Raw genomic sequence first — 18,752 nt, forward strand, 5'->3', positions numbered from 1 at the left:
TAATCTCGTAAAACTATAATAACTGATTGAGCTTGCTTTCAGGCGCTTCACCATTCTCTACACGTTTTATATTATTCACAAAGAAATCATATCTTTTTTTATGGAATTTGAGACCGTCCGGCATGCCTGCCGTATGGGGCGTAAGTATCACATTACCCAGATTCCGGAGCTCACTGTCAGTCGGAAGCGGTTCAGCTTCAAACACATCCAGGCAGGCGCCTGCAATGTCCCTGTTTTTTAATGCAGCGATCAAGTCTCTTTCATTGACAATCCCGCCGCGGGCCGTATTGATAAAAAGGGCGGTTTTTTTCATTTTCTTGAATACCGCTTGGTTGATCAGCTGTTTGGTTTGCTGATTCAATGATACATGTACACTGACTATGTCCGATGTGCTTATCAGATTATCGAAATCAGTCATTTTCACAAAACCGTCAGACTGTTGAGCGGCATTTCTGGCATAAGCCAGCACCTTCATATCAAAAACCCTGCAAAACTCAGCTACTTTTTTACCGATGGCGCCCAGGCCGATAATCCCGATCGTTTTGCCCTTTAATTCACTCCCGGTATAGTCCAGTTGATTTTCATCCAGCCTGTTTTTCATGAAAGTATCAAGAAACGGTATGTTTTTATAATAAGACAATAGCAGGGCCATTACGTGCTCGGCCACCGCCTGGGCATTCACTCCGGCAGCATTGGCCACCCAAATGCCGAGCTGCGTGCAGGCATCGATATCTACATTATCAAATCCTGCACCCGTCTGTACCAATTTTAACTTTTTTGCTATAGAAAGCAGGCTGCGGTCCACTTTAATACGTTCAGGTATGATTACCTGGCAATCTTCCATATGCTGCAGCATTTCTTTGCCGGGTGGGACAATTACAATGTCCCAGCCTTCCGGAAAACGACTTCTAATATTTGATTTTGAGGTCTCGGTAAAATCGCCGACTATGAGAATCTTCATTGCTAAACCACCTTTCATGTTCTATACCATGCTTCGAAGAAAACCTGTTTGGTGTTGACCAAAGCCAATCCTGTCACAGGATTCCTCCCGTGTAAAAAACGTTTGACCGGCGTCTCTATTAATGATAATTTTAAACATAAAGAATAATGTTGTAAAACTCAAATATTTTGTGAACTATATTAAATATTTCTATATATTGAGAGGTGTTCTATGTATTTTCCTGGGATTGAGGCGTTTTTAGCTATCGTACGGACCGAGAGTATAAGCAAGGCGGCCGAATGGCTGCACTTGTCACAAGCTACTGTAAGCTACCGGTTAAAGACCCTGGAGCAGGAAATGGGCGGCCTTTTGGTTGAACGAAGAAAAGGGGCAGCCAAAATCCATCTGACACCAAAAGGGGAGAACTTTTTTAGTATTGCGGAAAGATGGGAGGCTCTCTGGCGGGAAACCCAAATCTTACAGGCCAGCGGTTCTCAGTTAAGTCTGGCAATTAGCGCGGCCGAAAGTATCAGTCACTTTGTTTTGCCTCCGGTATATAGCCTACTCAATCAGCATACCCCGCCGATCCGGCTGCAAATTCGTACTCAACATACGCAGGAAGCATTTGACAGCATTGAGCGGCGTGAGATGGATGTGGCGTTTGTGGTGCGGGAAATAGTGTCGCCCAGTGTCACGGTTAAACCGTTCTTTACGGAAGAAATGGTGCTGCTGCGTCTGGCTGTGCCGGAGCGGCAAGCGGGAGCTACCGTTGAAATGGGAGAGTTGGCGGCAGAGCACGAAGTCTTCATAAATTGGAACAGAGAGTTTCAATTCAGGCATGACCAGTGGTGGGATCCTCTTTGTCCTTCCCGTGTTCATCTGGACACGGCGGGACTCATCACAACTTTTTTGAAGGATGCCAGACAATGGACGATAGTTCCCGCCTCTATTGGTGAGCATATGATGCGGATTGGTGATTTTGTTCTTCAGAAATTATCGGCACCGGTGCCGCCAAGGATATGCTATAAGGTAACTCACAAGTTTCCCAACCAGGCTTTACACGATACCCTTCGTATTCTTGATAACTATCTGCAAGATATATTTGGAATACAATGATCTGACCAGTCGGATAATAGCGGATAGAAGAACTATGAGAATCTAAAGAACTGTCCTGAGATCTTCCTGTTTTATTGTGAGGACGGGCGGAACACTAAGTAGCAAAAGAGAGACAGCGTGTGGACTAGAAGGCCGCACGCTGTTCTTTTGTCTGTAGGCCGTTTAAAAGATAGTTGTTTTTGCTGAAGTTTTATAGTGCTTAAATGAAAAGATTTTTTAAGGAAAATTATTCTTTACTAATAAAATGACCAGTCGTATAATAAGATATTAATTAGCAAAGTAATAGGGAGTGATAGTATGGCGGATAAAAATTTGGATATAGAACGTTTATTTCAACCAGTTGATTTAGGCAAACTGACGTTGTCTAATCGCATTGTGATGGCGCCAATGACCAGAGGATTTTCGCCTAATGGTATACCTGGTGCTGATGTGGCGGGATATTATCGGCGACGCGCCGAGAATGAAGTCGGGCTAATCATTACGGAAGGAACGCTTATTAACCATCCGGCTGCGGCCGAAGGATTAGGACGGCCGAATTTTCACGGCCAGCAGTCGCTTGATGCGTGGGCCAAAGTTGCTGAAGGAGTCCATCAGGCCGGCGGCAAGATTATACCGCAGTTATGGCATGTTGGTATGGCGCGGCAAATAGGAGGGCAAAACCCTAACCCTGAAGCACCGCCTATAGGACCTTCCGGCATTGACGTTATGTCAGGGGCGAAGGTGACAAAGCCCATGACGCATGATGAGATTGATTATATTGTTAATGCCTTTGGTGAAGCTGCCCGGCAGGCTAAGCAGCTAGGATTTGACGGAATTGAACTACATGGTGCTCATGGTTATCTGATTGATCAGTTTTTCTGGGCCAATACCAATCAGCGTGATGATGAATACGGCGGCGATCTGATTTCCCGCACCCGGTTTGCGACAGAGATTATCAAGGCCTGCCGTGCGGCTGTCGGTGATGATTTTCCGATTGTTTTCCGGTTTTCTCAGTGGAAACTGGGACATTATCAGGAGAAATTAGCCCAAGATCCGGCCGAACTGTCTGCTTTTCTGACGCCCCTTAGCGAAGCGGGCGTAGATATTTTTCATGCTTCCACCCGCAGGTACTGGGAGCCGGAATTTGTTGATTCACCGTTAAACTTAGCAGGCTGGACGAAAAAGTTGACAGGAAAACCTACGATTACAGTAGGTTCGGTGGGAGTCGATACCAACTTTATCGAATTTTTTACTGAGGGCAAGGGAGCTAACCATAGCAGTTTGGCACCGCTCCTTGATCGGTTGGAGCAAGGTGAATTTGATTTGGTGGCGGTAGGACGGGCGCTCCTCGCTGATCCGGCCTGGGCGACTAAAATCCATCAGAACAGAGTGAATGAGCTGATTTTATTTGCAAAAGGGGCAGAAGAAACGTTGTCATAGGGAATAAGACTACCTATTCTTGTAGTTATCCCAATCGATATATATAGAAGTAGAAAAAACGTGACGTTAGTTTAAAAAATCACCCTTAGAATCAGATTGTTCTATGAGCATAAACAATTCAAGCTGAAATAACAGTGCACCTTACACAGAAGCGTAAGGTGCACTGTTGTATAGTGAACGTTGAGCCAATGCTGCTCTTTATTGCCTAATTTTACATATCTCCGTTATAATGGAATTGTTAAAAGACTCCGCTTCTTCATTTCAACCCATTTTATCATTAGGAGGTCAAAGGCAATGAAAAGATCAATGGTGTTCGTACTGGTGTTGTGCATGGCTATGGTGTTTATCTCTTCAGTAGCCTTGGCGGCTCCGGCTCCGGCACTGACTGATGTGAATATTGTAGCTTTCAGGGCTGAGAATTACAACAGTCAATGGCAATATACTCCTGCGAGCTATCCGAAAAGCATGTCGGCCTATTCATTCTCAGGATCAGAATTATATATGTCGGTGATCTATAAAGGCTATCCAAACTGGAACCTTACGTTTATTAAAGTCAACGGCACTCAATATACGCACAACCAACTGTGTTACTCTCAAGATCCTTTCACGAATGGCGGAATAGTCAACGGCTACAAAATAGTGTACAGTATACCAGCCGCTGATCTGAGCTCTTCCAATACGATTAGCGTATCTTCCCAAGGAACCAATGGCGGATCGGATAGCGACGTTTCAACCAACATAAAGTTTACAAACCCCAAAGGTTGAATTTTTACCGTTATAGAAAAGCACGAAGCTGCCTTGAAACTTGAGTTTCAGGCAGCTTTTTAGGGCTTTTATTTATGTCTGTTAAATTATTAGGCGTTTGGTTTCATAAAGAAATGGAGACGGTACTGGCGAGTCAGATGACGCCGGTTAGATGGGGATAATGAACCATGTCCCTCCAAACCGGTAACAGGTTCAACCTGTCCCCGGTCATGCAGGTAGTGTTATTGTAATATGGGATAGGAGTGATATAATAAAAATATGTAATTTATGGAAACCACTTTTGGGGATCTTTTCTTCTGACAAATTATTTATTTAAGAGGGGACACATGATGAACATAACTGAAATAGAAACACAATATCAAAATTATGCAGCATCTGGCACCTCCAGAACAAAGAGCAGTAGTAGTGAAGGCACATTTGATTCATTCCAAAAAGAGATTGTGAATTGGCAAAAACGAATAAAGGAAGCTATTGATAAAGAACAGGAAAACGACAGCAATGGCAGTATTCTGATGTCGGAAAAGCAATGGCGCAATCTAATGAAAAAAGTGGACAATGCGATCGATACCTCGAAAGACAATAAAAAAGAGCAGGAACAAGAAGAAAAAAAACAGTTAGAAGAGAGAAATTTGATCCGAAAAGATACGGTAGCTGCCAGTTTCCAAACGAATAAAGCCAACCTTCAATTTTTTGGTCCAAAGTTAGTTCAAACATCCTGCTATACTGCTTTTCATCCTGAAAGCAGGAAAAGAGATTAAGCCCAAAACATCTCGCAAACGAATGGGCGAGTAAAAGAAATCGAACACAACAAGACAGGGGACGCAACAAGACAGGGGACGGAGGAAGTGTCTTATAGGACGGAATCACCGTCCCTTAGATCCTTTAGCAGGGGTTTCTGATTTAGGAGCAAAAATAATATTTATTCCGAATTAATTTCAAAGGCTAAATGCACAAAGTTCAGATGGGATGGCTGTCAGATATCAAATAAGTAAAAACTTACGCAATCATTCAATTGTAACAAATTTTCTGTTTGAGAATTTACTACCTAAATGTGGCCTTCTGTTTTACCTATTACATGGGGACAATGAATTTGTCCCCATGTCCTTTTTGACGGTATTTTATAAATAAAAGTTAGTTTCGAAAAAGCAGGATCAATTGGAGGGAGTATTTTGGACAATGAATTAAAGCACAGGCCGGTGCTGAACGAGAACTCTATTTCTTTTGAATCTTATGAAGCAATGGCGGAATATTATCTTAAATACGTTGATACGAAACCCTTTAACGCATATTATGAAAGACCCGCCACATTATCATTACTTCCCGACGTTAAAGGAAAGATAGTTCTAGATGCCGGTTGTGCGGCGGGCTGGTATAGTAACTGGCTGTTGAAACAGGGCGCCAAGGTAATAGCAGTAGATTTTAGTCCTAATATGATCGAAATGACCAAGAAAAGGATTGGCGACAAAGCAAATATTATCAGAGCTGATCTAAATGAGCCACTAAGTTTTATCGAGGATGGATCGGTAGACGTTGTATTATCATCATTAACACTGCATTATTTAAAGCATTGGGAAGTACCAATGGCCGAATTCAGGAGAATACTAAAACCATCCGGTTATTTTATTTTCTCAGTTCATCATCCATTCATGGATTTTACATTTTTTCATAGAGACAATTATTTTTTAACCGAAATACTTAGTGACGAATGGGAAACTGACAAAGACAAAGTTAAGGTGCAATTTTACAGAAGACCGCTATATAAAATCGTTTCCCCAGTACTTGAAGCAGGATTTATTATTGAAAAGCTATTAGAGCCGATGCCAACAGAAAAGTTTAAAGAGTTACAACCTGAAGTATATGAAAAACTAACTAAAAGACCGCAATTTCTTTTTATAAGAGCAAGGAAAAATTAATGCCTAACAGCTTGCCAGCGGTTCATGTGCCGTTAGTGTTGGGCAATAAAGAAAATGGGGACGGTACTAACGAGTCAAATGATGCCGGTAGTGCATGGCTTTGCAAGTATCTGGTAGCAAAGTTATAAGAAATAGAAGAAAGTAAGGTAATGGCCAAGTGTTTCTTAGATGGAGTGTTAAGCAATGGCAAAAAGTCTGTAGAAATCTATTGCCATAAAATAAGTAACTTTGTAAAATAAATACAAAATTTAGTAGGGGTTTCCTGATTTAGGAGTTAAAATAATATTATATTATATTCCTTTTAGAGTATAAGTAAAGAGCAAAAAGAGCGTCCCTTTGCTTCTTACAAATTATACGACTCTAAGAATTGTTACTAAGACCTTGAGGGGGGAACTATGTATAATCAAATAATGAATATCCTTAAAAAAAGGTTTTGTCCGTGGTGCCTTATAATAACGATTGTATTAAGCTATGTTATTTTTTATAAAATCTTTAAAGGTAGTATAACTATAAAGGCGATCAAAGAAATTGTAGGGTTCGAAGTGAATGGAACAATTGGGGTATTAGCGATAATAATCGCATTAGCTTCAGGTAATTTTTCTTGTAAGAGAGAGGAGTTTAGACGACACAGCGCTTATAGATTAAAAGCAATATACGCAGGATTCTTTACGCTAGTAAGTGCATCTATAACATACGTTTTAATTACTGTTATTTGGGGATATGATGAAAATTTTGAAGTATATAATAGTTGGCCAATATTTTTTACTACGGCAATATTTATTTATACGATGCTTACCACGTTTATATCGCTGATAAGTGTAATGGATAATGAACAGTATAAAAAATGGGGACGGTACTAACGAGTCAGATGACGCCGGCAGTGCATGGTTTTGTAAGTATCTTGCGATACGTTTCTAAACACTATAACAACCTCTTTCCTCAATAAAATAATAAAACACCTCATATTCATCTCCCTCAAGGGGCCTAACGGAATGAATAAAAGACGTTTATCCGACGGCAAATATATAGTTAGTATACCTACTTAAGTCAGTAAGTAAAGCAAGGCTACTTGCTCCATATGAATAATTTGATAGATTATCATGACTAACAGTTACCGTAAAACAATCAAATTATGTCAATTTTATACAAAAATTAGCAGGGGTTTCCTTATTTAGAATCTAAATTAGTATTATATTCCAAATGAATTTCAAAGTTTAGATGCACATAAACCAAAGAATAATGAGGGAGATGGAGAACATGGATTTTATTGATCAGCTAAAACAGTTTTCTAATCGAGTATCTCAACTCAAGGATCAGATTATGACAGAAGAGGCCACTAAAACATCTATGATTATGCCTTTCTTTCAAATTCTTGGTTATGATGTATTTAATCCTTCCGAATTTGTGCCTGAATTTACTGCAGACGTGGGCATTAAAAAGGGAGAAAAAGTTGACTATGCCATTCTTTCTAATAACAATCCTGTCATTCTTATTGAAGCTAAATGGTGTGGCGAAAACTTAAGCAAACACGATTCACAGCTTTTTCGGTATTTTGGCACTACTTCAGCAAAGTTTGCTATATTAACCAACGGATTTATATATAAATTTTATACCGATCTTGAAAACCCTAATGTAATGGATGATAAGCCTTTTTTTGAATTTAACCTGTTGGATATTAAGGAATCCACGGTCGCAGAATTGAAAAAGTTTCATAAACAATCTTTTGATATTGATACGGTCTTTAATACCGCATCGGAACTAAAATATGCAGGGCAGATAAGGCAGTATTTAGCGCAGCAGTTATCTGAACCGGACGATAACTTTGTAAATTTCTTATTGGGAGAAATTTATTCTGGCAGAAAAACACAAGCTATTATTGAGAAATTCCGGGGAACAGTAAAAAACTCACTCAACCAATTTGTAAGTGAAATTATGAATGACCGTATTAAGGCCGCACTGGATCAGACGCAAGCCAAAGAGTCAATAAAAGAAACTACTGAACAAGTGGCAGCTTCCGCGCAATCAATTGAAGAAGAAAAAAGCAAGATTGTTACGACAGATGATGAATTGGAGGCTTTCTATATCATAAAAGCCATTTTGCGGTCTGTTGTAGCTCCAGCCCGGCTAGCTCATAGGGATACAGAATCCTACTTTGGTATATTGCTGGATGATAATAAATTAAAATGGATTTGTCGCCTCCAGCTTGATGGACATAAGAAGTATCTAATCATTCCTGATAAAGACAAAAAACCTGTTAAATATCCAATTGAATCAATAGACAATATATACGAGCATCAGGCGGTTCTTGAAGAGGCAGTGTGCCGGTATTTATGTTGAAGTTGGATAAAGTAAAGGATATCTATATGGAATTCACGGCTTGCAGGCAGTGCCGTGAATTTTCCGAGTACCATAAATTTAGTCCTAGTTGCCACGGGAGAGGCGAGCGAGGTTTGATGATCGTGGGTGAGTCGTCGCACAAGCCGAGCATAGACGCCGGGAGGTACTACGCGAATGGGTCTGTCCGTTCCCTACTGGCAGAGGTCGTAGATCTCGAACGGGATTGCCACCTATCGGACGCAATCAAGTGTGACAAACAGTTTTGTTCAGTGAAGGGAAAGACCTTAAATAGGGTGGCTGAACGTTGCTGCACTAGGTTCCTTTCAAGAGAAATCGCCCTTTTGCAGCCAACGGCCATCGTTGCAGTTGGCCGCATCGCGTTCGAGTTCCTAACGGGGATCACCGGTGGCTATGTCAGCAGGCAGAACGACGGCAAAGGGTACTTCGTGGCTGATCACCGAATTCCCGTGCATCCGGTGATCCATCCGAGCAATGCCAACAGGATGTACGGGCGAGTACCTTGGCAGATCATCCCCTATGCCGAAAGCTTCGCTCAGATTGTTAGAGATTGCTTGACTGGCGCGGGAAATTAGGAACTGGATAAATGCGTACGAGGTGATGAGGATATGAAAACCCATAGCAAGAAGGTTGCATTTGATCAACTTATGGCACAAATCCAATCGTGCGAGCGGTGTCAAAGGTTGAAAGGACGCACAAGAGTTTTTTCGCATCGAAATGGATCACTTGATGCGAGAGTTCTTTTTGTCGCGGAGGCACCTGGACGGCTCGGTGCCGATCAGACCGGCATCCCTCTTTGTGGAGATCAGACCGGCCGCAATTTTGAAATGCTCCTTGCGTCAGTAAATTGGAAGCGTGAAGACGTGTTTATTACGAATGCGATTCTTTGCAATCCCCGAGACGAGTCTGGCAATAATGACAAACCCCAGAAAGCTGAAATCTGTAACTGTGTGCGATTTCTGGAAAGAACCATTGAAATTGTTGAGCCACGTATCGTTGTGTCATTAGGGAAGCAAGCTCTCAACGCTCTCGCGGTCATTGAGCAACACCATCTCAAGCTAAGGGAAAACGTAGGACAGGACTTTGCCTGGAATGGAATTCATCTGATGCCTTTGTACCATCCCAGCCAGCAAGTTTGCAATATCCATCGTAACTTGAAACTGCAACAAGAAGATTTTTGGCGACTCCGAGATTTGCTGGCGAGGTTTTAGGTGGATTTTGCAGAGCAATGGATCATCTCTACCATGTCCTTCTTTCTTTGGGACCGGACAGCTGCCTGGAAATTATCGGCCCTGATCCGGAAGTTCTAAGCGGAGTAGCCCCGGTCCTTTCAATTGAAATTCGTCAGCGTTACGGCTGGTCACTTGAGCAGATAAGGGCAGACGGCTTGCAGATTTGTTGAACAGGGCAAAACGGCAGGAACTCATTCTGCCGAGGTCATGGAGATGCGCCGGTATACTCCTGATGGTGAGCTACTTTCCTGGCATTTGACCAATCCTATGACGATAGTTGCCAATGGCATCATCTCCATCTTTATTGACTGGGGTACTGAATTTTTTTCAGAAATTGAGCTTGCGTGAGCTTTACTGTGATAATTTAGTTTGATAACTATGCAAACCAGGGGGGCATTACACCAGTTGTTAATCGATTAGACATATTAGGGACTATGAACCTGTCCCCTTGTCCCTATCCCCTTGTCCCTAGATTGAGTACAGCCATCATTAGAAAAATTTTAAAGGCTAAAGGTGAGAGTATGAAATTTGAATCTATTTCAATTAAAAACTTTAGAAATTTTGATGAAATCAAAGTCGAATTAGCCAATAAGAATATTTTTTTTGGATTGAATGATGTTGGAAAAACAAATTTTTTATATGCATTACGATATATTTTTGATAAAGATGTTCGTGAAAGACAGGGGGACGGAGGAAGTATCTTATAGGACATAACCACCGTCCCCTTGTCCTGCGTATCTTGGTAGGCGGCGGGCTAACCTTGGAAAACATCGAACGGGTTATGGCTGAAACCGGGGCGTCGGAATTTCATTTTGGAACGGCGATTCGTGAGAACCGTTCCGTTTTGGGGGAAATCAATGAAAAGAAACTAGCCTCGCTTGTTAAGATTTTAAGGCTAAGGTGATTTTTATGATATTCATTACCGGTGATACCCACGGCGGTATCGACATGAAAAAACTTGCATCAAGCAACTTTGCCGCAGGGAAAAACCTTACGAAAGATGATTATGTGATCATTTGCGGAGACTTTGGCTGCATCTGGAACGGCAGCCGGGAAGAGGCGTGGCTGCTCAAATGGTACGAAGATAAACCTTGGACTACTCTGTTCGTCGATGGCAATCACGAAAACTTTGATATGCTGTATGATTTTCCTGTCGAAGAGTGGAATGGCGGCAAAGTACATAAAATTAACGGGTCGGTTCTCCATCTGCTGCGTGGACAAGTATTCAGTCTTGATGGGGTAAAGTTTTTTACCTTCGGCGGCGCAATGTCTACCGATAAGATCTTTCGCCGCGAGCATATTAGCTGGTGGCCGCAGGAGATACCAAACCGTGAGGAGGAGGAAGAAGCCATTCTTAATCTTGCCAAGCATAATTTCGCAGTAGATTACATCGTTACCCATACGGCTCCCACAGCCATCGTGGAATATTTAAACAGATTCGACAGGCTGCGCGATCCTACCAGCGGAATGCTGGATAAATTTGTTCCTATTCTGCAGTTCAAGCATTGGTACTTTGGCCACTTCCATACGAACCGGCAGATCCATGATCAATACACCTGTCTTTATAACGACATAATCAGACTGATATAGCCGGCACTTATAATGAGTGCCGGCTATTTTGCTGCCCTGAACGGGCGATAACTTGGTGGTGAAAGTCCACTACAGGCAGTAGGAACTGTTAGCAGCGGGCAAGGGTGTTCAGCGTGAGGAGGATGAAATAGAAAGGATGGCTGATTTAAAACGAGTGTATGGCGTGCCGACCATGGATGAGGCGGAACATCAGTTTGCATGACACTCCACTTTCATGGTGAATACCTTTTTAGTGAATTAGGGATTTGCTAATAATCAGTTTTTTTTAGCTTAAAATCAGGAGCCTTAGTCTTGATTAAATCTTGCCATGCTCTTGTAAGGTTTTTAGGTACAACAGTATACGGTGGTACGCCAATACACTTATACTCATTCTTTCCCAGTAGAGACTTGGCAGTAGCTATCGCTACCGCTATTCCTTGATCATAAGGTTGTTGTGAGCTTAATCCTATTACCATCTTTTTATTCGCCATATAAGATGCGATTTCATAATCAAGGTCAGTGGTGGCTATTACAATATCGGTTCTACTCATATCTTCCAACGCTTTAATGGCTTTAAGTGCTGGCCGCTCCCAGGTAATATAAAGCCCCTGAATTTCAGGATTTTCCTGGATCATTTGTTTACATACCTCATAAGCATTGTCGATTGCGAAAAAATCACGTTTTGCAACAATCTTAATATTAGGGGAGCATTCTCTGAATGTTTGTTCCGCAAAAAAGTCACGTTGCTTTGTAGCAAAAAATGGAGTTCCGTGGGTAAGTAAACCAATTTTAACATTCTGCTGACTCTGGAAGTAATTTTTTAAAATCATAGCCGCATTTTGGCCATTTTCACGCTCATTGACGGATATCCAACAAGCGTAATCATCTTGTTTAAAGCCCTTCGGCATATTGTTAATGAAAATCAGTTTTGTTTTTTTGGAAATTTCCTTGAATTTTTCCGCAGTTTTTTCTTCATCGGTCGGAACTGCAATGATAGCATCCGGATGTTGCATCATTATGCCTTCTAACTGGGTTATTTGCAGTTCTGGATCAAAATGGGCATCCGCTACGGATAACAGCCAGATACCATAGCGGCTAAACACTTCTTTAATAGCTTTTTCATGGAGTTTTGTCCACTCGTCACCGCTATAATGGAAGGATAAAGCGACCTTATAATTACCTGCCCGCAGTTGGTCTACTTCTTCTTCTGAAAGAACAACTTCTTCCGGATATACTGCTTTCTCGCCGAACGGACCACGAGCAATATTCTGGGTTGATTTACGTATAGTCAATTCCATGGGAACAATATATGACGACGTTTGTTTTTTTGTATTTTGTATTTTGTCAATAAGAACAGTAACGGCCAGTTGTGCCATTTCATCGGTATTTTGCCGAAATGTTGTAAGCGTTGGTGTGACTAAGTCACACCAACTATCATCGCCAAAGCCAATAATCGACATATCCTTGGGGCATTCCATACCCATGTCGGCGATAGTTTTCAAAAGCCGAAGCGTTAAAGTATTACCGCCAGCAAACCAAGCAGTAGGAACAGGATCTTCCTTCATTCGTTTTGAAATTTCAGTCTCAATTTCTTGGTTAAGATCAACCCGTAAGACTAGATCATCTGAATAGACAATATTATAATCCAGCAATGCCTTTTTATAGCCGGTAAGTCGATCCTCTATAGTAGTTAGTTTTTTCTTTTCTAATAGCAGTACGATATTTTCATGTCCGCACTTTATTAAATGCTCTGTTCCTTTATAGGCTGCTTGGACATTGTCAGAAAGAATATTATCGACAGATATACCATACATGGTTCTTTCCAGGCAGACAAAAGGAAGGTGGGAAGCAATCAGTTTTTTGTATGTTGAAGCGTTTTCACTAACCGGTGTAATAATTAATCCCGCAATCCGGCGATTTGACATAAGTTCTGTTATAATGTGTTTCTCTTGTTTGAGATCATCTTCCGAAAAATAGGTTGATAAAATAAACCCTGCATCTGCTAGATAACGTGAGAGAAATGATACTAGCTGAAAATAAACAATGCTGTAAGTATTGGGGATTAAAAAAGCAATTTCGGACTGCTTTCCTACACGATATTGCTTTATTTTTTTTATGTTCAGTTTTGCAGAATACCCTGTTTCTTCGATCACACGTTCTACTTTTTGAGTTAACTCAGGACTGACATACCTGGTTTTGTTAATTACATGTGAAACAGTGGCAATAGAAACATTTGCTTTCATTGCCACTTCTTTTATAGTTAAACTCATGGCTTATAATAGCCCCTTTTCTTAAATTTTTACGTAAATTATAACATTGAATAACGAATTTGAAAACTATATGTAAAGGTTCTTTTCCTGATTTGTGCATGAATGTTCTTGCTCTAGCTGGATAAAGGCTAAATGTATAAACCTAATTTATTATAGCATAATGCATATAAATTTGAAATATTAAAAAATGATTGACAATTCGCAAAATAACGTGTTATGATTTACGTAAATAAAACGGTAAATAAAATCATTTAAAGGATTAAGCGTAATTTTATAATAATACTAAAAAAAATTACGTAAAAAATATATGCTGCATTTAAAGGGGGATTTTATTAATGTTAGCGGCAAAAATTCTTGGCAAAGAGTGTATCCAAGTGGTTGAAGAGGCAATCCCCAACCCGCGGAAGGGAGAAGTACTAATTCGGATGAAAGCTTCTGCGCTGTGCCGGAGTGACTTACATCGTTATCATGGCGACAACTTGTTTGAAGATGACGATAATTCCAATATTACGCCGGGGCACGAACCTTGTGGGATTGTGGAAGCGCTAGGGGAAGGAGTGACGCAAGTTAAAATTGGCGACAGGGTCGCACTTTATCTTGGGCTTGGCTGCAGGCAATGCTCTCATTGTTTAAAGGGTGATATCATGCTGTGTCGCTCTTTTCGGTGTATTGGTTTTGCGGTAAATGGCGCTCATGCGGACTACATGACGATTCCCGAAGAAAATTGCTTATTACTGCCGGAGAAAATGGATTACATAACCGGTGCGTTGGCAACCGATGTTGGCGGTACTCTGTATACAGCCTGTAAACGGCTGCACGTTGACGGTACAAAGACGGTTGTTATTGTCGGCTGTGGACCAATGGGCAGTGGTGGAATTTTAATGGCAAAGGGATTTGGCGCTAACGTCATTGCCGTAGATGTTGATGAAAAACGATTGGCTATGGCCCGAAGCCTGGGAGCCGACTACATAATTAATTCCAGTAAGGAAGATCCGGTGAAGAAGATTAAAGAACTAACAGAGGGAGGGGCGGATGCTGCAATTGTTTGCGCTGGGGGTACGATTCCACTTGCGACAGGCCTTAATGGTGTAAAGGCGAAAGGTTGTGTGGGGCTTATTGCTGAGTCGCAAAATGCCGCAATTGATCCGAGCAATCAGTTTATCCGGACGCTAGTAGAACTAAAAGGATGTTGGTACTTTAATCGCAGCGATTGGAAAGAAATTGCTGATTTTATTATCCGGAAGGAAATTCCATTAAAAAAAATATCCAGTCATACATTTAATATATCTGAAGCTACAAAAGCATTTCCTTTATTTGATTCAGGTCAGACACAAAAAGTAGTATTTGTTTGGGATTGATGCAAAAAATAAAAAAGAAGAGGAGAGTAGTTCATGTTGAAAAAAGTTCTTTTGATTGTTTTGTCCGTGCTTTTAGCAGCAACTGTAATGACCGGTTGCGGTAACACACCTTCTGAGAACAACAAACAGGTTCAGACTGAGTCAACAAAATCTTATCCTCCCATTGATTTAAATCCCCGGGAAGCATTAAGTGTAAGCCCTGAAGGTATTAAGGCTGTTGCTCCATCGGCGCTTTCCCTGACTAATGAAGAAATTGAGCAATTAAAGAAAGGTAAATATAAAGTTGCTTTTAGTTATCATACCTTAAGCGATCAATGTAATCAGCGTAAGTTGGCAGCGGCAAAAGAAGCTCTTGCCAGCTGGGGGATTGATGTAGTTTCAGTGACTGCTGCCGAGTTCAAAGCGGAAGCTCAGGTCTCGGATATTGAAAGCGCTCTGGCCCTTAAACCGGATGTATTATTTGTCATGCCTGTTGATCCCCATTCGGTTGCCGGTGCATTGGAAAAAGTAAAAGGAACGAAGACCAAAATTGTTTTTATGGAAAATGTAGCTGCCGGGTATAAAGCGGGTGTTGATTATTTAGGAAGTGCTAGTTCGGATAGCTATGGAAATGGAAAAGCGGCTGCCGATATTATGGCCCAGCAGTTAGGGTATAAGGGCAAGGTAGCGATGATGTTCTATGATATGGATTACTTTGTGACCAACGAACGTGATCGCGGTTTTCGTGAAACTATAAAAAACAATTATCCCAATATAGAAATCGTGATGGAAGCGGGCTTTACCAATGTGAACAATACTGGTGCCGTTGCCGATGCCATTTTTGCCAAATATCCTGATATCAATGGAATTTATGCAACCTGGGATGTTCCGGCAGAAGGAGCTATTGCTTCAGCACGATCACTGGGACGTAATGATGTGATCATTACTACTTGCGATTTAGGCGATAACGCTGCCCGCTTAATTGCGGAAGACGGTATGATCAGAGGAACCGGTGCGCCGCGTTCGGCTGAACAGGGAAAAGCGGAAGCGTTAATTGCAGCCTATGGGTTGTTGGGTAAGAAACTGCCTTCCACTTTTGTGACACCGCCGGCATTACCGGTAGTAAAAGCAAATGTATTGGAAGCATATAAGATGTCATATGGAGTAGAAGCCCCGCAAGCATTAGTGGATATTGTGAAGCAACATAAAAACAATTAAACATAATTAAACGCAATTAAATAGTATGAAGCCGATGGTTAAACGGCTTCATACTATTTAAGCGGAGGTGTGAGGTGAATGATGTCTGACTATGTATTGTCGCTTGAGGGAATCCAAAAATCATTTGGGGGAGTTCCTGTATTAAAAGATGTCGACTTCAGACTTAAAAGAGGAAGTGTCCATGCGCTGGTTGGCGGGAATGGTGCGGGCAAATCGACGCTGATGAAGATACTTACAGGCATATATTCCAGTGATGCCGGAACAATCAGAATAAATGGCAAAGAAACAAAAATCAATAAATTTAACGATGCGCAAAAGAATGGTATTAGTATAATTTTTCAAGAGCTAAGTTTGATTCCAACACTAAGTGTTACAGAAAACATCTTTTTAAATAAAGAACTGAAAAAAGGTATTTTTTTGGATAAGAAAGAGATGCATAGGAAAGCGCAGTCGCTGATGAAAGAGCTTGGGATAGATATTGATGTCGAGGAACGAATCGGAAATCTGAATGTTGGATATTGTCAACTAATTGAAATCGCTAAAGCATTAAGAAAAAACGCTTCCGTGCTGGTTATGGACGAGCCGACAGCTTCGTTGAGTGATAAAGAGACGGAAATTTTGTTTAAGATAATTAATAATCTAAGAGAAAGACAAGTTTCCATTGTATATATTTCTCATCGGATGAATGAGATTTTTAAAATAGCGGATGAAATATCGGTATTATGTAATGGGAAAATTGTAGCTAGCCAGCCAACTGCCGCGTACACACTTAAATCACTGATTCAATATATGATGGGAAACAGTGCGGGGAAAACAATGGAATGGAAAGAGCGTATAACACCGGTTGGGGAGAGCTCTTTGCTAGAAGTAAGTCATTTGAAAGTAGAAGATATACTAAAGGATGTCTCTTTTACTGTCAGACAGAGGGAAGTAGTAGGGGTGGCCGGATTGATGGGAAGCGGCAGAACAGAGCTGCTGGAGTGTCTTTTTGGCATAAGAAAATTAAGTGGCGGAGAAGTCAAACTGGAAGGCAAAACAGTCCGTTTCAGGAATATCCGTCAGGCAATTGAGTATGGTGTGGCGTTAGTTCCCGAAGACAGACGGCGGCAAGGGTTAGTAATTCAGCACTTGTTAAAGGATAATCTGATTATAACGAACATGAAAACCGTTAAGCGAAGGGGGATCATTAGCAGTGAGCAGGTGAAAAAGCTTAGTGAGCGATGGATTCGGGAACTGGGAATAAAAACAGACGGTATTAATGTCAAAATGTTAAACCTCTCTGGCGGCAATCAGCAAAAATTGGTCATAGCAAAATGGCTGAACACCAAACCGAAATTACTGTTACTGGATGAGCCGACGGCTGGTGTAGATATAGTTGCTAAAGGAGAAATTATTGACTTGGTAAGGCAATTTGTTAGTCAAAACCGGGGCGTAATATTTGTTTCTTCCGAACTCTCTGAAATGATGGCTATTTGTGATCGGATTATTGTACTTAACAACGGTACGGTGACAGGCGTGTTGGAACATTGCGAAATTAAGTCCGAGGAGGTGCTGCAGCATGCAATCCAAAACCAGTGAAACAGGCGCTGAAAAGATAATTTATCAAGGTTTGAAAAATTTGGATAAGTATATGGTGTATGTTATTTTCGTTATTGTCCTCATCTTTTTTGCCGTTTGGCTGGGTAGCAACTTTTTCTCGGTTCCGAATATCATGAACATCACGCGGCAAACAGCTATGATTTCAGTTATGGCTGTAGCCATGACTTTTGTAATCGCTGCGGGTCAAATTGATTTATCGGTAGGAGCTATAGTAGCTCTATCTTCGCTGCTTGCTGCTTTGATTTTGCAGGCAACGAACAATGTCATTTTGGCAGTAACAAGCAGTTTAATCCTTGGGGCATTCATTGGAGCGGTTAATGGCTTTTTAACCACTATAGTAAGAATTCCGTCTTTTTTAACTACACTAGGAATGTTGTGTTCTGTACAAGGTGTTGCAATGTGGCTAACAGATACTAAAGCTGTTCCAATTATGAATAAAACTTTTAATTTCATTTTTGGTATGGGAATGATTTTTGGTGTTCCGATTTTGTTGTTTTGGGCAATGATTGCTTTGCTGATCGGACATTTCGCACTAAAATATTTGCCCTATGGGAAGAAGGTTCTGGCTATTGGGGGAAATTCCATTTCAGCAGCCTATTCGGGAATTAACATCCATAAGATTACCATTCTTGTTATGACTTTCAGTGGAATGGCAGCAGCCTTTGCCGGCCTTCTTTATTCCGGCAGGACTCAAACCGCCCGTTATACATACGGAATAGGTGATGAACTGTCGGTGATTGCAGCAGTGGTTTTAGGTGGAACTTCCATGTCCGGAGGAACCGGGAATATTATTGGAGCCGTTATTGGGTCGTTGCTGCTGGGAATTATAAATAATGGACTTATAATCGGGGGCCTAAATGTCAGCCAGCAGATGATGGTGCGCGGTGCGATTATAATAATCGCAGTTGCTTTGAACAATGTTGAGTATCTGAAACAAAATATTGAATACATCAAAAGGAATATTAAAGAACTAAAAAAAAATCAGATTAGTCGTTTTCAGTAACGTAAAATTCATTTTT

18 protein-coding genes are annotated in these 18,752 nt (G+C 41.2%); 16 read left to right on the forward strand and 2 right to left on the reverse strand.

Features of this window, described 5'->3' with window-relative positions; translation table 11 throughout:
* Positions 1–13: 13 nt before the first annotated feature.
* A complete protein-coding gene (locus BMW43_RS17310; RefSeq protein WP_091750610.1) occupies positions 14–961 on the reverse strand; it encodes an NAD(P)-dependent oxidoreductase in 948 nt (315 codons plus the stop codon).
* Positions 962–1,171: 210 nt separating this feature from the next.
* Here BMW43_RS17310 and BMW43_RS17315 point away from each other — a divergent pair, with 210 nt between their 5' ends.
* From BMW43_RS17315 to BMW43_RS17365, 12 genes are all read left to right on the forward strand, one after another.
* Positions 1,172–2,056, forward strand: a complete 885-nt coding sequence (locus BMW43_RS17315) for a LysR family transcriptional regulator (protein ID WP_091750613.1) — start codon at positions 1,172–1,174, stop codon at positions 2,054–2,056.
* A 297-nt stretch (positions 2,057–2,353) separates the two neighbouring features.
* Positions 2,354–3,475 carry an NADH:flavin oxidoreductase gene (locus tag BMW43_RS17320; protein ID WP_091750616.1) on the forward strand — a complete coding sequence of 374 codons (1,122 nt, stop codon included), beginning with the start codon at positions 2,354–2,356 and terminating at the stop codon, positions 3,473–3,475.
* Positions 3,476–3,769: 294 nt separating this feature from the next.
* Positions 3,770–4,240 carry a DUF4879 domain-containing protein gene (locus tag BMW43_RS17325; protein WP_091750620.1) on the forward strand — a complete coding sequence of 157 codons (471 nt, stop codon included), beginning with the start codon at positions 3,770–3,772 and terminating at the stop codon, positions 4,238–4,240.
* A 326-nt stretch (positions 4,241–4,566) separates the two neighbouring features.
* Positions 4,567–4,998 carry a hypothetical protein gene (locus BMW43_RS17330; protein ID WP_091750623.1) on the forward strand — a complete coding sequence of 144 codons (432 nt, stop codon included), beginning with the start codon at positions 4,567–4,569 and terminating at the stop codon, positions 4,996–4,998.
* Between the two features lie 411 nt (positions 4,999–5,409).
* Positions 5,410–6,153, forward strand: coding sequence for a class I SAM-dependent methyltransferase (locus BMW43_RS17335; RefSeq protein WP_218140720.1), 744 nt, complete (start codon positions 5,410–5,412; stop codon positions 6,151–6,153).
* A gap of 395 nt (positions 6,154–6,548) precedes the next feature.
* Complete coding sequence (locus tag BMW43_RS17340) at positions 6,549–7,013, forward strand: hypothetical protein (protein WP_091750626.1); 465 nt, start codon at positions 6,549–6,551, stop codon at positions 7,011–7,013.
* 397 nt (positions 7,014–7,410) lie between these two features.
* On the forward strand, positions 7,411–8,490 hold the full coding sequence (locus BMW43_RS17345) for a type I restriction endonuclease (RefSeq protein ID WP_091750629.1): 1,080 nt from the start codon (positions 7,411–7,413) through the stop codon (positions 8,488–8,490).
* A gap of 116 nt (positions 8,491–8,606) precedes the next feature.
* Complete coding sequence (locus tag BMW43_RS17350; RefSeq protein WP_245732572.1) at positions 8,607–9,083, forward strand: uracil-DNA glycosylase family protein; 477 nt, start codon at positions 8,607–8,609, stop codon at positions 9,081–9,083.
* Between the two features lie 33 nt (positions 9,084–9,116).
* On the forward strand, positions 9,117–9,719 hold the full coding sequence (locus tag BMW43_RS17355; protein WP_091750635.1) for a uracil-DNA glycosylase: 603 nt from the start codon (positions 9,117–9,119) through the stop codon (positions 9,717–9,719).
* Between the two features lie 542 nt (positions 9,720–10,261).
* Entirely contained in the window at positions 10,262–10,447 is a 186-nt protein-coding gene (locus BMW43_RS17360; RefSeq protein ID WP_218140721.1) for an AAA family ATPase, read from the forward strand.
* Between the two features lie 53 nt (positions 10,448–10,500).
* The gene (locus BMW43_RS21240; protein ID WP_177173658.1) at positions 10,501–10,644 is read left to right on the forward strand and encodes a hypothetical protein; all 144 of its coding nucleotides are present in this window, start codon (positions 10,501–10,503) and stop codon (positions 10,642–10,644) included.
* 5 nt (positions 10,645–10,649) lie between these two features.
* Positions 10,650–11,330, forward strand: a complete 681-nt coding sequence (locus tag BMW43_RS17365; RefSeq protein WP_091750637.1) for a metallophosphoesterase family protein — start codon at positions 10,650–10,652, stop codon at positions 11,328–11,330.
* 248 nt (positions 11,331–11,578) lie between these two features.
* Here the strand turns inward: BMW43_RS17365 and BMW43_RS17370 are convergent, their stop codons facing one another.
* Positions 11,579–13,579 (reverse strand): LacI family DNA-binding transcriptional regulator, encoded by a 2,001-nt coding sequence (locus BMW43_RS17370; protein WP_091750640.1) that lies wholly within the window; start codon positions 13,577–13,579, stop codon positions 11,579–11,581.
* Between the two features lie 335 nt (positions 13,580–13,914).
* Here BMW43_RS17370 and BMW43_RS17375 point away from each other — a divergent pair, with 335 nt between their 5' ends.
* The 4 genes from BMW43_RS17375 (at position 13,915) to BMW43_RS17390 (ending at position 18,736) form a co-directional block, all read left to right on the forward strand.
* Entirely contained in the window at positions 13,915–14,937 is a 1,023-nt protein-coding gene (locus BMW43_RS17375) for an alcohol dehydrogenase catalytic domain-containing protein (RefSeq protein WP_091750643.1), read from the forward strand.
* Positions 14,938–14,970: 33 nt separating this feature from the next.
* Positions 14,971–16,134, forward strand: a complete 1,164-nt coding sequence (locus tag BMW43_RS17380) for a substrate-binding domain-containing protein (protein WP_091750646.1) — start codon at positions 14,971–14,973, stop codon at positions 16,132–16,134.
* A gap of 78 nt (positions 16,135–16,212) precedes the next feature.
* Positions 16,213–17,712: a sugar ABC transporter ATP-binding protein gene (locus BMW43_RS17385; protein WP_091750649.1), complete on the forward strand. Its 1,500-nt coding sequence runs from the start codon at positions 16,213–16,215 to the stop codon at positions 17,710–17,712.
* Complete coding sequence (locus BMW43_RS17390; protein ID WP_091750652.1) at positions 17,693–18,736, forward strand: ABC transporter permease; 1,044 nt, start codon at positions 17,693–17,695, stop codon at positions 18,734–18,736. Before BMW43_RS17385 ends, BMW43_RS17390 begins: the two co-directional genes overlap by 20 nt.
* Positions 18,737–18,752: the final 16 nt, after the last annotated feature.

Origin of the sequence: Propionispora vibrioides, from assembly GCF_900110485.1 — a bacterium.
Lineage (GTDB): Bacteria > Bacillota > Negativicutes > Propionisporales > Propionisporaceae > Propionispora > Propionispora vibrioides.